Genomic DNA, 15,143 nt, shown 5'->3' with positions numbered 1-15,143 from the left:
TGCCCCTCGGCGTCAGGCCGAAGCGGCAAGGTCCATGTCTGGTCGCTCGGAGTCACCCGCTGGGCTTCCATGACAGCACGCAGAAGACCATCAACCGACCTCCAGCAATGAGCGCAGCTGCATCCTGAGTCGGGACCCGGCCGGTGGCGCGGTCGAGCCGTGAGGCTGGGCATCGGCCTCCTGAGCCTCGACCGCGGCCAGCCAGCGACGCCGGTTGGCCAGGCCGGTCAGCCTCACCGAACGGGCCGCGATCGCCCAAAAGGTCTCTGATCTGTTCGGCGAGCGCGCCGGGGGAGGCTTCGAAGAGTTCTGCAACCAGCGGCTGTACCACGTAGCCGGCTGAGACCGTTCAGAGTTCGACGAGAACCTTCAGCGACTCCCGAGCATCCATGGCCGCGTATCCCTTGGGCACATCCGTGAGGCCGATACTGCTGTCGAAAACCCTGCCTGGATTGACGGTTCCGTCGAGGATGCCGGGCAGCAGCTCATCCATGTAGGAGCGCACCGGAGCGGGGCCGCCGGTCAGCGTGATGCCGCGGAAGAACAGGCTGCTCACGCCGATCGGGGCTTCCTCGTACTGCGGCACACCGACCCGGCTGATCACGCCGCCGGGCCGGACCACGCCCACGGCCTGGTCGTAGGCGGGCCGGTGTCCCACCGCCTCGATGACCTTCGCCGACCCACCGGCGGTCAGGTCGCGCACTGCGGCGACACCCTCCTCACCGCGTTCGGCGACCACGTCGGTGGCGCCGAACTCGCGGCCCAGGTCGGTACGGGCCCGGTGCCGGCCCATCAGAACGATCTGTTCCGCGCCGAGCCGACGGGCCGCCAGCACCGCCAGCAGGCCCACTGCCCCGTCGCCGATGACGGTGACGGTGTCTCCCGCGCCCACACCGGCCCGCTTGGCGGCGTGATGGCCGGTGCCGTACACATCGGCCAGGGTCAGCAACGACCGCAGAAGCGGGGCTTCGGCTTCGGACGTCACCGGCAACGGCCTGAGCGTGCCGGAAGCCTGCGGAATCCGGACGAGTTCGGCCTGCGCCGCCGAGAGCATCTCCCCGTGCACGCAGTTGACCTGGTTGCCGGCCCGGCAGAACTCACACGTGTTGTCCTGCGCGGTCCACGATGCGACGACCAGGTCGCCCCTCTTCAGACCGGTGACCGCGGAACCGGTCTCCTCCACCAGCCCCAGCATCTCGTGGCCCATCTGCAGGCCCTGCTGCTGGGCAGGCAGGCCTCGGTAGTCGTGCAGGTCGCTCCCGCAGATGCAGGAGAGCACGACCCGCACGATCGCGTCGGTGGGGCGCTGGAGAGTGGGGTCGGGAATGTTCTCGACGCGGACGTCGCCGGCGCCGAACAACAGGGCTGCACGCATGATGTTTCCTTCTGATCGCTCCCGGCCCGGGGTTCGGCCCGGGACGACCTCGATTCAAGGCGCCGCCGGCAACGGCAACCAGGCCCTGCCCGGGGTGGTCCTCGCAGGGCCTGGTTACGCGGGCGGACGCTGCCATGCTTTGAGCCATGGACTCCCGCCGCGACCTGACGCAGTTCCTGGCCACGCGCCGCGCCCGGCTGAGGCCGGAACAGGCCGGGATCGCGCAGCCGCAGGGCCGACGTCGCCGGGTCGCCGGCCTGCGGCGCGAGGAGGTGGCGCACCTGGCGGGGGTCAGCGTCGAGTACTACACGCGGCTGGAGCAGGGCCGGGCCCGGGGAGCGTCCGACGAGGTCCTGCACGGTGTGGCCCAGGCCCTGCAGTTGAGCGACACCGAACGGGCCCACCTCTTCGACCTGGTGCGGGCCCTCGGCCCAGCTCCCCGTCGCACCCGCCCCCGCAAGGATGTCCCACAGGCTCGGCCGGGCCTGCAGACGCTGGTCGACACCGTCACCGGCGCTGCAGTGATCATGGTCAGCGAGAAGGGCGACGTGCTGGGCGCCAATGCGCTGGGCGAGGAACTGTACTCACCCATGTTCAGGAACCCGCTGCCCCCGGGAGAGATCCGGAACCTGCCCCGCTTCATCTTCCTGGACCCGGCAGCCCGCACCCTGCATCGCGACTGGGAGAGCGTCGCCGAGCCGGTGGTGGCGATCCTGAGGGCAGCAGCCGGCCGCAACCCCTACGACAAGAGCCTGTCCAACCTCGTGGGCGAACTGTCCACCCGCAACGAGTACTTCCGTGTGCGCTGGGCCGGCCACGACGTGCGCCCTCTCAGCAACGGCCAGAAGCTGTTCCACCACCCTCAGGTCGGCGATCTCGACCTGAACTACGAATACCTCGACGTCGCCGACGGCCAGGGGGTGCTCTGGCTCATGTACTACGCCGAACCCGGCACCCCCGCAGCGGAGGGCCTGCAGCTACTCGGCGCCCTGTCGGCCTCCTCGAGGACGGCACCTCAGCCATCGGCGGGTTGACCTGTCCCCTGGGGCCACCTTCACGCTGAACCCATGACCCGGGAATTCACAGCGGGCGAGTTCGCCGCCCTCACCGGCCTGAGCCCCAAGGCGCTGAGGCTGTACCACCAGCGCGGCATCCTGTTGCCTTCCTTCGTCGAGCCCAGCACCGGCTACCGCTACTACGACCGGGCCCAGCTCGGGCCGGCCCAGCGGCTGGATCTGCTGCGGCGGGCGTCGGTGCCGCTCAGTGATCTGAAGGAGCCTTTCGACTTCCGGGCGCGGCGTGAGCAGCTGGAGCTGCGCCGGCTCACCGAGGACTTCTATCTCGACGTGGCCGAAGAGGTCTCCCGTTTCGAACCGGCCCAATTGCGGACGCACGTGGTCCCGGCCCCGGAGACTGCGTGGGTCGGTCTGTTGTGGCGGATCGGGATCCCCACCGAGGCCGCGGAGCAGATCGGGGCGTTCGCTGTGCTCTCCGCCGACCTGCCGCTGGTCTCCGGCGCTTTCCGGGAGGCTCTGACTGCCGGTGGACTCGGCCCTTCGGGCATCTCCTGGACGGCGGTGCCGGAAACACCGACCGCTGACGCCCGGACCCTGGAGATGGTGATCACCCGCGCGGTGGCCCGCCCGCTGGAAGCGGGCGAGGCCGACGAACTGACTCAGGACGTCCACCATCGATGTGGTCAGCACCTGACTGTGCTTTCCGGCACCTTGCCGCGCCGGCTCGAGGTCACCTTCAGCCCGGTCGAGCCAGGCCCGTTCTCCCCCGTGCAGGAGGCTGCCCTTGACTACAAGCAACACCTGGCCTTCGAGAACTATCTGCAGCAGCACCGGGCCACGCCGATCGGACGGCAGGCCCGCCCGGTGGAACGGGCCGAGAACGAACACCTCACCGTGTTCGACGTCCGCCTCGACTGAGCTGCCCTTCCCGCCGGCGCAGACACTCGTGACGAGCACCGCTCATCAGGACACTTGTTCACCGGCAGCCAGAGTCCCTAACGTCCTCGCATGACCTCCCCCGGCACCGTCGATGCGTCACTGCGAGTGATTGTCGCTGATGACGACGTGCTGCTGCGGGAGGGTGTGGCCAGTCTGCTGTCCCGCTCCGGGTTCGAGGTGGTGGCGCAGGCGGGCGATGCCGAGGAGCTCGTCTCGGCCATCCGTGAGCAGCCGCCGCAGCTGGCGGTCATCGACATCCGGATGCCCCCGACGCACACTGCGGAGGGCCTGGACGCGGCCCTGAAGATCCGGCGCGAGTTCCCCGACGTGGCCATGCTGCTGCTCTCCGCGCACGTGGAGGTGGAGCACGCCCTGGAACTGCTCGACGGTGGGCGCGGCATCGGCTACCTGCTCAAGAGCCGGGTCACCGACGTGGCCGACTTCATCGACACCGCCCGGCGGATCGCCGACGGTGCCTCCGTGATCGACCCGGCGCTGATCCAGGAGCTGGTCTCGGCCCGGCGCCGGGACGACCCGCTGGCCGCGCTGAGCAACCGCGAGCGGGAGGTGCTCGTGCTGATGGCCGAGGGGCTGTCGAACGGCGGGATCGCCCGGCGCATGTGGATCACCGAGGGCACCGTCGAGAAGCACGTGAAGAGCATCCTGTCCAAGCTCGGCCTGGCCGACACCGCGGACGACCACCGGCGGGTGCGGGCCGTGATCCTCTACCTCGACACCATCTCCTGAGCGTGGCGTCTCAGTTCCGCGGGTGCCCGGCCACCATCTGGGCGATGAGCTCGGCCGAGAGCCCGAACTTCTGGAGAAAACCGATGGCCGAGCTGTCCGCGATCATCTCGGCGAAGTCGTCCGGGTCGTGGGTCGAGACCAGGATCACGGCCGGCGTGGGCACCTCGACCTTCTGCAGGGCCTCGACCACGTCGAACCCGCTCTCGGCGCCCAGGTCGATGTCGACCAGGGCGAGGTCGGGCCGGTGGGTGTTCGCCGCCTCGACGGCCTCGGCCAGCGTCGCGGCGGTGGCCACCACGGTCATCCCCGCGGCCTCCAGCATGTCGCGTACCGCTGCGCAGTACGTCGGGCTGTCGTCCACGATCAGACAGCGGTGGTCCATGTACCTCATTCGACCAGCGTGGCAGAGCACTGCGGTGGGCACATTCCCGCTAGCGGCACCTTTGCCCGTCCGGGGTGGGCGTTCGTGAGCCTGTGCGACGTGACCGAGCACGATGCCCCCACCCGCCGTGAGCGCCTGCTGCTGAAAGTGCTGCGTCCCACGCCCCCACCGCTGGGTCTGGGGGTGGTGGTCGCGGCCGGGCTGATCGCGGCCGAGGTGTTCCTGGTGCATCTGCTCACCCAGATCGCCCCGGACAGCGCCTTCGGGGCCCTGTTCCTCTTCGGTGTCCTGGTGATCTCGGCGAGCTGGGAGTTCGGCCTCGCCCTGGCCACGTCGGCCGCGAGCGCCGCCGCCTACGCCTACGTCCACGTGCTGGAGAACAGCGACTCGCTGGTGCCGGCCGTCATCGTGTTCACCGTGCTCGCGCTGCTGACCAACGTGCTGGTGGGCCAGTCCCGGCTGCGCGCGGCCGAGTCGGAGCAGCGCCGCAGAGAGGCCGACCTGCTAGCCGAACTGGCGCGGACCATGCTGCGCGAGGTGAACCCGGCGCAGATGCTCGACACCGCGAGCACCCGGCTGGCCGAGGTGCTGGAACTACCGCCGGGAAGCGCCGTTCTGGGTGCGCCCGAGCAGGAGCCCACACCAGGTCAGCAACGCATCCTGTTGCACGACGGCGCCACACCGGTGGGCTCGCTGATGGTGCCCGGCCAGCTCGCGCCCGGCGATGCCCGGCGGGTGCGGCGGGTGGTGCCGGCTCTGGAGGCGCTCCTGGCCGCGGCCCGCGACCGGGAGACCCTGCACCGGCAGACCGCCGACCTGGCCCGCCAGCAGGCTGCCCTGCGCCGGACCGCCACGCTGGTCGCCTCGCGGGCCGAGCCCGACGAGGTGCACGGCGTCGCCGCCTCCGAGCTGGCTCGCAGCCTCGACGCCGAGCACGTCTCGGTGGTCCGCTTCGAGAACCCCGAAAAGCCTGAGGACGCCGGTGAGGACGGAGCGCGAAGCGTCCAGTACGAGGTGCTGGCCGCCGAGGACGAGGACGGTGACGAGAGCCGTCTCGTGATCGGCGAGCGCTTCCGGGTCGGTGGCCACAACGTCTGCACGATCGTGTTCGAGACCGGTGAACCGGTCGCCGTGGACTACGCCGAGGCGACCGGGCCGGTGGCCGGGCGCCTGCGCCGGCGGGCCTTCGTCCGGGGCATCGGGGTGCCGATCACCGTGGACGGCCGCACCTGGGGAGCGGTGGTGGTCGGCATCGGCGAGCACCCGCCCGCACCGGACATCCAGGCCCGGATGACCGACTTCGCCGACCTGATCGCCACGGCCGTGTACAACAGCGAGACCCGGGCCCAGCTCACCCGCTCCCGCGCCCGCGTCGTGGCCGCCGCCGACCAGGCCCGGCGCACCATCGAGCGCGACCTGCACGACGGCGCCCAGCAGCGCATCGTCTCGCTCGGCCTGGAGCTACGGGCCACCCAGGCCGCCGTGCCCGCCGAGTTCCCGCAGCTGAGAGGCAGACTCGACCACTGCGTGGAGACGCTGTCGCAGATCCACACCGACCTGCAGGAGCTCTCTCGCGGCATCCACCCCGCCATCCTGTCCCGCGGCGGTCTGGCGGCCGCCCTGAAGACCCTGGCCCGGCGCTCCCCCGTGCCGGTCTCGCTGTCGATCGCCATCCCCACCCGGCTGCCCGACGCGGTCGAGGTCGCCGCGTACTTCGCCGCGGCCGAGGCCCTGACCAACACCGCCAAGTACGCGCAGGCGTCCGAGGTCACGATCTCGGCCCGCACCGACGGGAGCGTCCTGGACCTGGTGGTCACCGACGACGGGGTCGGGGGTGCCCGCACCGGCACCGGTTCCGGGCTGATCGGCCTGCACGACCGCATCGACGTGGCCGGGGGAACCCTGGCGATCGTGAGCCCGCCGGGGGCCGGCACCAGCATCACGATCCGGATCCCCTACCGCCCCCGGGCCTGAGCGACCACCCCGCTACCCGGTAGTGGCCACCCCCGCCACCGATCCCCCGGCAATGGCCGCTAGCAGCGACGACACCACCCGTGCGACAGACCAGAGTTGATCTCACGCAAACACCACACAGCGGGAGACACCATGTCGTACATCACCACCACCGACGGCACCGAGATCTACTACACCGAGCACGGTGAGGGTCAGCCGGTCCTGTTCAGCCACGGCTGGCCGCTGTCGTCCGACGCCTGGCAGAAGGAACTGAAGGTGTTCGCCGACGCCGGCTACCGGGCCATCGCCCACGACCGCCGCGGCCACGGGCGCTCCTCCAAGACGTACACCGGCAACGACATGGACACCTACGCCAGTGACCTGGCCCAGCTGGTCGAGGCGCTCGACCTGCGCGACCTGGTCGTCGTGGGTCACTCCACCGGTGGTGGCGAAGTGGTGCGCTACGCCGCCCAGCACGCGGCCGGCCGGGTGGTGAAGGTGGTCACCGCCGGCGCCGTCCCGCCGATCATGCTGAAGTCGGAGACCAACCCCTACGGCACCCCGATCGAGGCCCTCAACGACATCCGCGACGGCGTGCTCAACGACCGCTCGCAGTTCTACAAGGACCTCGCCGAGCCGTTCTTCGGCGCCAACCGCCCCGGCGCGAACGTCTCCCAGGGCGCCAAGGACGACTTCTGGCGCCAGGGCATGCTGGTCAACCTGGCCGCCGCCTACGACTGCGTGAAGGCGTTCTCGGAGACCGACTTCACCGAGGACCTGAAGGCCCTGACCGTCCCGATCATGATCGCGCACGGCGACGACGACCAGATCGTGCCGATCAAGGCCGCCGCCGAGAAGACCATCGACCTGGTCAAGGACGGCCGCCTGGTGACCTACCCGGGCGCCCCGCACGGCATCTTCGGCGCGTACCAGAAGTCCCTCACCGCGGACATCCTCGCCTTCATCGCCGAATAAGCAGCCACCCGAACACCTGGAACAGGAGCACCGCACATGTCGTCCTCCCCGACCATCGTCCTGGTCCACGGCGCCTTCGCCGACGCGGCCAGCTGGGCCCCGGTCACCCGCCGGCTGCTCGACGCCGGGCACACCGTTTTCGCCCCGCCGGTGCCCAACCGCAGCCTGACCGGCGACGCGGCCTACATCCGCTCGTTCGTCGAGCAGATCGAGGGCCCCGTGCTGCTGGTCGGCCACTCCTACGGCGGTGCCGTGATCACGGTGGCCGGCGTGGCCGAGAACGTCGTCGGCCTGGTCTACGTCTCCGGCTACGCCCTCGAAGTGGGCGAGAGCCTGGGCGAACTGCAGGGCCGCTTCCCCGACTCGGACCTGGCCGCCCACCTGGTCTACGCGCCGTACCCGATCGAGGGCGCCGAGCCCGGCACCGACGTCTCGGTCGAGCCCAAGGCGTTCCCGGCCGTCTTCGCCGCCGGTGTCCCGCTGGAGACCGCCGAGGTCCTGGCCGTCTCGCAGCGCCCGCTGGCCGCCGCCGCGTTCGGTGAGCCGGCGCCGGTCGCGGCCTGGAAGACCAAGCCGGGCTGGGGCATCGTCAGCAGCGCCGACAAGACCATCAACCCGGACGTCGAGCGCTTCGGCTACCAGCGGGCCGGCCTGCGCACCGTGGTCGAGATCGACGCGCCCCACCTGGTGATGCTGGCCAAGCCGGCCGAGGTCGTGGCCGTCGTCGAAGAAGCCGTCAAAGCGCTGAGCTGAGAACCATGTCGAGCAACCGGCCCATGCCCCCGCAACACCGGCCCAGTGCCTGGGCGCCGCTGCGCAACCGCGTGTACCGCACGCTGTTCGTGGCCCAGCTGATCTCGAACATCGGGCTGTGGATGCAGACCGTCGGGGCCCAGTGGTTCCTGGTGGAACACCGCAGCAGTGCCACCGTCGTCGCCCTGGTGCAGACGGCGAGCCTGCTCCCGGTGCTGTTCCTGTCGCTGTTCGCGGGGGCCTTGGCCGACCTGCTCGACCGGCGGCGGTTGCTGATCGCGGTCAGCACGTACACCGCCGTCGCCGCCGGGGTGACGACCGCCCTGGCGTTCACCGACACCCTCACCCCCGGCCTCTTGCTGGCCATGACGTTCCTGCTCGGCTGCGGCTCGGCCCTGACCTCCCCGGCCTGGCAGGCGATCCAGCCGGAACTGGTACCCAAGGAACAGATTCCGGCCGCCTCGGCCCTGGGCAGCGTGACCGTCAACGCCGCCCGGGCCGTGGGCCCGGCCGCCGGTGGCGTACTCGTCGCGGCGGCCGGCCCGGCGGCCGTCTTCGCCGTGAACACGCTCAGCTTCGCGGTGATCATCGGCGCCCTGGCCTGGTGGGACCGCGACGCCGGAGACCGCTCCGGCGACCGGGAACCCCTCGGACGCTCCATCGTCACCGGCGTGCACTACGTGCAGTCGGCGCCGATCGTGCGCCGGATCATGCTGCGCTCGGCCCTTTTCGCCTTCCCCGCCTCAGCCCTGTGGGCCCTGCTGCCGCTGGCCTCCTCCCAGCACCTGCACTACGGCGCCTCGGGATACGGCCTGGTGCTGGGCATCGTGGGGATCGGGGCGGTGGCCGGCGTCGCCCTCAACCCGGTCCTGGCCAAGAAGTTCTCCCGCAACGGCATTCTCGTGCTGTCGGCCCTGGCCTACGCCCTGGGGGTCGTGGCGGTGGCCGTCCTGCCGGTCTGGGCGGTCCTGCCCCTGCTCCTGATCTCCGGAGCAGCCTGGATCGGAACACTCACCACCCTCAACGCCTCGGTGCAGCTCTCCCTGGCCCACTGGGTGCGCGCCCGCGGCATGTCGGTCTACCTTCTGGTGTTCATGGGCACCCAGGCCCTGGGCTCGTTCGTCTGGGGCCTGGCCGCCTCACACCTCGGCCTGACCCCGGCCCTGCTCGTCTCGGCGACACTGCTCGCCCTGGTGGCCGCGAGCGTCCGGTTCCTGCCGCTCCTGGCCGCCACCGGCAGCCTGGCCCGCGGGGTCTCGACGGCCTGGCCCACTCCCACCGTCGTCTTCGATCCCGAGCCGGCCGACGGGCCGGTGACGATCGTCAAGACCTACCGGGTCCGGACCGGGGAACTCGATGCGTTCGAGCGGTCGATGCGGGCCGTGGGACGGGCCCGGCGCCGCACCGGCGGCTACTCCTGGGGGCTGTACCAGGACGGTTCGGACCCGCAGCTGATCCTCGAGCGGTTCACCGTGCCGTCGTGGGACGAGTTCCAGCGCCAGCACCGGGACCGCTGGACCGAGTCGGACCACGAAGCGATCGTCTCGGCCCTCGTGCACACCGAGACCGGCGCCACCCACGCGGAACACCAGCTCTTCCTGCTCAAACCCGGCCACGCCCAGCGCAAGTCCGGCGAAACGGCCCTACAGCCAGAACCGGCCCAGCAGTAACACCGACCCGGTCATCTGAACGACTGAGTTTGATCCAAAGCCGGACCCCGGCCGGACCGAACGGCCCACTCTTTCGGAGGTCGCACCCAAACCTCCGAGGAGATCAGATGGTCCGGAAACGACTGGCTGCGCCCGTCGCCCTCGCCCTCGCTGTCCCGCTCGCCGCTCTGGTGCCGTCCGCGGCCCCCAGCTCTGCCGCCCCCGAACCCGAGCGGGCCGGGATCGCCTCGGACATCACCATGGGCGTCCGCGACCCGCAACTGGTCGAGGGGGAGAAGGTCGAGGTACCGGACCGCCCCCGGACGCAGCGGAAAGCCCGGTCGAAGGCGCAGGCCGGTACCACCCCCGGGGTGGGCACGGTGCGGCAGTGGCTGGCCCTGGACGACAAGAACGGCGTCTACTACCGCAAGGACTACACCCTGCGCGGGGTGGGCGATCACATCGAGGTGTGGGTCGCCAACGACATCGCCTTCCCCCAGGGCGACTGCCGCAACGCCGTGCCGGGCAGCACCACGGTCACCGACGCGCAGGTGGCCGGGCTGATCACCCAGTTCGACACCAACATGTACCCGAAGGAGACCGCGGCCTTCAGCACCCCGCCCGACCGCGACGGCAGCAACGCCCTGCTGGGCCCGGACGCGAACGGCAACGGCGGCGAGTACGGCGGCGGAGGCGGGAAGACCGTCACGCTGGTCGACAACGTGCGCGACGAGAACTTCTTCGACTTCCCCGCGGTACCCACCTACACCGCCGGTTTCTTCTCCGCGTCCCTGAACGAGCTCTTCGACCGGAACGTGATGACGATCGATGCGTTCGACTGGGCGCATCGCACCACCGCGAACCCGGCCGACGCGGCCACCAGCGACCTGTGCACGAGCCGCCCCGCTCGTCCGTGGTTGTACGAAGGCGTTTTCGCGCACGAGTGGCAGCACCTGCTGCAGTACTACACCGACCTGAGCGAGTCGACGTGGGTCAACGAGGGCCTGTCGGACTTCGCCATCTCGCTGGTCGGCTACTCGAACACCACCGCAACCGTTTTCGAGCCCGGCTTCGACAACCACCTGATCTCCTACCAGGGCTACTCAACGGTGGAGACGCCGTACAACCGCAACCCGCGCGACAGCGGCGGCGCGCAGAACTCCCTGACCCTGTGGGGTGAGGACAGCGACAACCCGAACGCGGTGCTGGCCGACTACGGCCACGCGTACGCGTTCCTGCTGTTCCTCTACGACCGCTACGGCCAGGACTTCATCTCCGGCCTGCACCGCGACGGCGAGCACCAGGGCCTGGCCGGGGTCGCGGCCCAGCTCAAGAACGAGGGCGTCAAGCAGGACGTGTACGACGTGCTGCACGACTTCCAGTCCTCGAACGTGCTCGACGCCTTCCTCGACTCGTCCAAGAAGTCGAAGCTGACCGGGGCCGACAAGAGCGCGGTGACCAGCAAGAGCCTGAACTCCTCGATCAACCTGGCGAACCCGCAGTCGTACCTCGACCCGGGCGCGGCCCCCAACGGGGCCGACTACGTGCCGGTCATGAAGGACGGAAAGCCGATCCGCGGCAAGGACATCGACACGCTGACCTTCGCCGGCGCCAAGACCCTGCCGCCGCTGTCGCTGGCCTGGACGGTGGTCAGCAACGATCCGGACCGGCCGGGCAACCCGGTGCTGTTCTCCGGCAACCAGAACAACACCGACGCCGCCCTGGTCACCGAGGCGAGCGTGCCCACCACCGATCCGAAACTGCGCTTCCTGGCCAAGTACGGGGCCGAGGCCGGTTACGACTACGCCTACGTGAGCGTCTCGACCGACGGCGGGAAGACATACAGCACACCGCTTCCCGGTGACAAGACGGTCGACGGCCCGTTCGGCCCCGCCCTCAACGGCACCACGAGCGGTTTCGAGGCCCACGAGTACGATCTGTCGGCCTATGCCGGCCAGGAGATCCTGGTCAGCATCCGCTACGTCAGCGACGCTGGGGTCAACGAGGGCGGCTTGCTCATCGACGACCTGACCGTGGGAAGCACGAAGCTCAGCGACGGTTCCAGCCTGGAGCCGTTCGACTCCCCCACCGAGATCGCCCCGGTGGCGGTGGCCAACTGGAACGTGCGGCTGATCGGCCTGGACGCCCGTAAGGAACGGGCCGCCCAGATCACCTTCGACGGGCAGTCCGGCATCGACCTGGGCCGCCGCAGCCCAGAGGTGCGCGAACTGCGTAAGGCCGAGCAGGTGGTGGCCGTGGTGGCCTACGACGAGCCGACCGAGCAGGGCCAGCAGTACGCGCCCTACAAGCTCACGGTGAACGGGGTGGTCCAGCCCGGCGGTGGCCAGAGCTGACCCTTCGATCCGGTAGTGGTGCCCGCCGTCACCGACGGCGGGCACCACTGCGTTTCAGGACGGTTTCAGGGCACTGTCAGGGCACGAGGGGCGTGTCGCCGCCGTAGGTACTGCGGATCCAGACCTGCGCGAGCGCCTCGATCCGCAGCTCCTCCTGCGCCTCGTCCTGGGGCCCGAGCAGGATCGAGTACAGGTTGCGCTCGCTCATCCAGACCAGGGTGGTGGCCAGCGTGCGGGCGTCCACCCCGGCCGGGGCCCGGCCGGTGGCCCGCTCGCGTTCGATCCAGGCGGTGGCCGAGACCACGAAGGCCTCGTTCATGTCGGCGTAGACCCGCTCCAGCACCGGGTCCGAGCGCATCGCGTCGGACGCGGCCAGAACCACCGCGGTGTGCTCCCGCCACAGTCGCAGGATCTCGTGGTAACTCTCGCGGAAGGTGCGCGCCGGGTCGTCGTCCGGGGCCTCGGGCGCCAGGCCGCGCAGCGCGAGCTGCAGCTTGTCCTGCGTGACCCGCTCCAGCACGGCGGCCAGCAGGGCGTGCTTGGTGTCGAAGTAGAAGTAGAAGGTGGGGCGGGAGATGCCCGCACGGCCGGCGATCTCCCCCACCGAGACCTCGGAGAACGGCTTCTCCTCGAGCAGTTCCTCGGCCGCCCGCAGGAGGGCCTCCAGCCGCAGGTCACCCCGGCTGGCCGGACGCGACCCGACCCGGCCCCCTCCGGCCTCGTCAGCGCGTGCAGCCACGGTGATTCCTTTCCCTGCTCATTGCGTCGATCCTAGGGCCGCCCTCTTCCAAACACCTGTTGAGTTTTCTCAACAGGTGTTGATAGCGTCGTGGCCACCACCCCGAAGCCGACGGAAGGCAGCCAAGATGGCCACGATCCTGATCACCGGAGCAACCAGCGGGCTGGGCCGGGCCCTGGCCGAGGACCTGGCCGGTGCCGGGCACCAGCTCCTCCTGCACGGCCGCGACCACGACCGGCTGGCCGAGGTCGCCTCCGCCACCGGCGGCGAGACCTATCAGGCCGACCTGACGTCCCTGGCCGCGACCAGAGACCTGGCCGCCGAGGTCGCCAGGCGTCATGACCGGCTCGACGTGCTGGTCAACAACGCCGGCATCGGCTTCCACGTCACCGGCACCGACCGCCAGCTGTCCAAGGACGGCCTGGAGTTGCGACTGGCGGTGAACTACCTGGCCCCGGTGCTCCTGACCCGGGAACTGCTGCCGCTCCTGCGGGCGGCGGCTCCCTCACGCATCGTCAACGTCGCCTCCGTGGGCCAGGCCGCCTTCGACTTCGAAGACCCCGACCACGAGAAGGATTTCACCGAGCCGAGCGCCTACAGCCGGTCCAAGCTGGCCCTGATCAGCTGGAGCGCGAGCCTGGCCGAGGAGCTGGACGGCACCGGGATCACCGTGAACAGCCTGCACCCGGCCACTTTCATGCCCACCCGCATGGTCGAGGCGTCCGGGGTGGACGCCCAGGAGTCACTGGAGAAAGGGCTGCACGCCACCCGCCGCCTGGTCGACGACCCGGCCCTGGCCGGGGTCAGCGGGAAGTACTTCCACAGCGAGAACGAGGCCCAGCCCAGCATTCCCGAGGCCCTCACCCCCGAATACCGCGCACGCCTTGCTCAAGTCACCGAGAAACTACTCACCGCAGCCAGGGCCTGAACCACAGCCCCCTTACCATCTGGGCACGGTCGGGCGTAAGCCTTTCCGGTGCCGAAACCCGCTGGTAACGTTCCCGACCAGATCCGGGGGGAACCGGATCGTTGGCCCGTCACCGGACACCCATCCCTGGTCTGGGTGCGGTCGGGCGTTCTGGAGGGGAAACATGAAGAACATTCTGGGTATTCGCAGGCTGGCTCTGTCCGCGCTGGCCATCGTGCTGGCGGCCACTGCGCTGATGGCCTTCGGCACCACGTCGGCGCAGGCCGCGCAGTCGGACTGCGACGAGCACACCGTCGCCGGGCAGTTCCGCCGGGTCGACTCCGGGGCCTCTTTCACCTATGCGGGTCGCGTGGTGGAACTGCAGAACGAACGTCTCTTCGACCGTTTCAGCCGGGCCGAGATCAAGTCCGGCCGGCAGTCGGGCGACCGGGTGTGGGTGGACCGTAGCTTCCGCTCGTTCCCCAACTTCAAGGGCATCAAGTCGGACGCCGAGGCCAAGCGCGACGGCTGGAAGATGTGCGGCTCGTGGCCGAATCGCACCGACTCGGTCTACAACTCCAACTACGCCGCCCGCGCCTGCGCCGAGATCGCCGGCGTGACCAAGTGCGGCAAGTGGTGGGTCGACTGATCCAACTTAGATCTGACCGGATCTGACCTGGTCTGACGACAACTGGCTCCCAGTCACCATCACGGTGACTCGGGAGCCGGTTGCCGTCAGCCCTGAACTGGTGTTTCCCAGTACGGGTCACGACCCGCGAACGCTACCGCCCGCTCCACCGCAGAGGCCTGCGGGCCGACCGGGAACTCCTCCGCGAAGGCCATTCCCGGGCCGCGGAACTCCGGGCGGATCACGTTCTGGAACACCGCGAGCGTGTGCTCGCTGATCGCCGGGTCGGGCTCCCAGGGCCGATCGAGGGCCCGGGCCAGGTCCCAGCCGTGGGTGAAGGCCTCGATCAGCAGCAGGTCGACGACCATGGCCCCCGGGAAGACGCCGCCCAGTTCCAGCACCTTCACCTCGCGCCCGCCCATCCCGTTCTCCAGCGCGGAGCGCAGGGTGACGGACAGTTGCGGGATCACCGCCGGCAGGTTGTCGGGCCCGGTGTAGGCGTGCGGGTCCTCCCCCCGGTCGTCGGCGTCCGGATCCCGGAAGGCGGCCTCGAAGTAGGTGAGTCCGCCGGTCAGGTGCCGTCTGACGTCGGCCACGGTGAAGTCGCCGCTCGGGGTGGGCAGTTTCAGCTGCTCGTCGGTGGTGTCCGCGGTGACACGGGCCAGGTCCTCCAGCACGGCGAAGATCATGCCGCGATCGTCCGGCAGAACCTGACCGCGCGCATCG

General features: G+C 70.0%; 14 protein-coding genes. 10 read left to right on the top strand and 4 right to left on the bottom strand.

The annotated features are described in order from the left end of the window. Nucleotides 1–349: 349 nt before the first annotated feature. Nucleotides 350–1,375: a zinc-binding dehydrogenase gene (locus LWF15_RS07450; protein WP_232809648.1), complete on the bottom strand. Its 1,026-nt coding sequence runs from the start codon at nt 1,373–1,375 to the stop codon at nt 350–352. A 146-nt stretch (nt 1,376–1,521) separates the two neighbouring features. Here LWF15_RS07450 and LWF15_RS07445 point away from each other — a divergent pair, with 146 nt between their 5' ends. From LWF15_RS07445 to LWF15_RS07435, 3 genes are all read left to right on the top strand, one after another. Beyond that, complete coding sequence (locus LWF15_RS07445) at nt 1,522–2,409, top strand: helix-turn-helix transcriptional regulator (protein ID WP_232809647.1); 888 nt, start codon at nt 1,522–1,524, stop codon at nt 2,407–2,409. Between the two features lie 33 nt (nt 2,410–2,442). Continuing rightward, a complete protein-coding gene (locus tag LWF15_RS07440) occupies nt 2,443–3,309 on the top strand; it encodes a MerR family DNA-binding transcriptional regulator (RefSeq protein WP_232809646.1) in 867 nt (288 codons plus the stop codon). Nucleotides 3,310–3,399: 90 nt separating this feature from the next. Beyond that, nucleotides 3,400–4,077, top strand: coding sequence for a response regulator (locus LWF15_RS07435; RefSeq protein WP_232809645.1), 678 nt, complete (start codon nt 3,400–3,402; stop codon nt 4,075–4,077). A gap of 10 nt (nt 4,078–4,087) precedes the next feature. Here LWF15_RS07435 and LWF15_RS07430 read toward each other — a convergent pair whose 3' ends face one another. After that, nucleotides 4,088–4,459 (bottom strand): response regulator, encoded by a 372-nt coding sequence (locus tag LWF15_RS07430; protein ID WP_232809644.1) that lies wholly within the window; start codon nt 4,457–4,459, stop codon nt 4,088–4,090. A 99-nt stretch (nt 4,460–4,558) separates the two neighbouring features. Between LWF15_RS07430 and LWF15_RS07425 the strand changes: the two genes are divergently transcribed. The 5 genes from LWF15_RS07425 (at nt 4,559) to LWF15_RS07405 (ending at nt 12,143) form a co-directional block, all read left to right on the top strand. Then, on the top strand, nt 4,559–6,433 hold the full coding sequence (locus LWF15_RS07425) for a GAF domain-containing sensor histidine kinase (RefSeq protein ID WP_232809643.1): 1,875 nt from the start codon (nt 4,559–4,561) through the stop codon (nt 6,431–6,433). Between the two features lie 132 nt (nt 6,434–6,565). Further along, entirely contained in the window at nt 6,566–7,387 is an 822-nt protein-coding gene (locus tag LWF15_RS07420) for an alpha/beta fold hydrolase (RefSeq protein ID WP_232809642.1), read from the top strand. A gap of 36 nt (nt 7,388–7,423) precedes the next feature. Further along, nucleotides 7,424–8,140, top strand: coding sequence for an alpha/beta hydrolase (locus LWF15_RS07415; RefSeq protein WP_232809641.1), 717 nt, complete (start codon nt 7,424–7,426; stop codon nt 8,138–8,140). 5 nt (nt 8,141–8,145) lie between these two features. Then, nucleotides 8,146–9,810: an MFS transporter gene (locus LWF15_RS07410; RefSeq protein WP_232809640.1), complete on the top strand. Its 1,665-nt coding sequence runs from the start codon at nt 8,146–8,148 to the stop codon at nt 9,808–9,810. Nucleotides 9,811–9,917: 107 nt separating this feature from the next. Further along, nucleotides 9,918–12,143 carry a M6 family metallopeptidase gene (locus tag LWF15_RS07405; protein ID WP_232809639.1) on the top strand — a complete coding sequence of 742 codons (2,226 nt, stop codon included), beginning with the start codon at nt 9,918–9,920 and terminating at the stop codon, nt 12,141–12,143. 76 nt (nt 12,144–12,219) lie between these two features. On the opposite strand, the gene LWF15_RS07400 is transcribed toward LWF15_RS07405, so the two are convergent. Then, the gene (locus tag LWF15_RS07400) at nt 12,220–12,882 is read right to left on the bottom strand and encodes a TetR/AcrR family transcriptional regulator (protein WP_232809638.1); all 663 of its coding nucleotides are present in this window, start codon (nt 12,880–12,882) and stop codon (nt 12,220–12,222) included. 127 nt (nt 12,883–13,009) lie between these two features. On the opposite strand from LWF15_RS07400, the gene LWF15_RS07395 reads away from it, so the two are divergent. Further along, on the top strand, nt 13,010–13,810 hold the full coding sequence (locus tag LWF15_RS07395) for an SDR family NAD(P)-dependent oxidoreductase (RefSeq protein WP_232809637.1): 801 nt from the start codon (nt 13,010–13,012) through the stop codon (nt 13,808–13,810). 163 nt (nt 13,811–13,973) lie between these two features. Continuing rightward, the gene (locus LWF15_RS07390) at nt 13,974–14,438 is read left to right on the top strand and encodes a hypothetical protein (RefSeq protein ID WP_232809636.1); all 465 of its coding nucleotides are present in this window, start codon (nt 13,974–13,976) and stop codon (nt 14,436–14,438) included. A gap of 86 nt (nt 14,439–14,524) precedes the next feature. Here the strand turns inward: LWF15_RS07390 and LWF15_RS07385 are convergent, their stop codons facing one another. Next, entirely contained in the window at nt 14,525–15,106 is a 582-nt protein-coding gene (locus tag LWF15_RS07385; protein ID WP_232809635.1) for a TIGR03086 family metal-binding protein, read from the bottom strand. Nucleotides 15,107–15,143 lie beyond the last annotated feature (37 nt).

Origin of the sequence: Kineosporia rhizophila (assembly GCF_021277265.1) — a bacterium.
Lineage (GTDB): Bacteria > Actinomycetota > Actinomycetes > Actinomycetales > Kineosporiaceae > Kineosporia > Kineosporia rhizophila.
The sequence above is the reverse complement of the archived record's forward strand: the minus strand, read 5'-3'. Positions and strand labels throughout refer to the sequence as shown.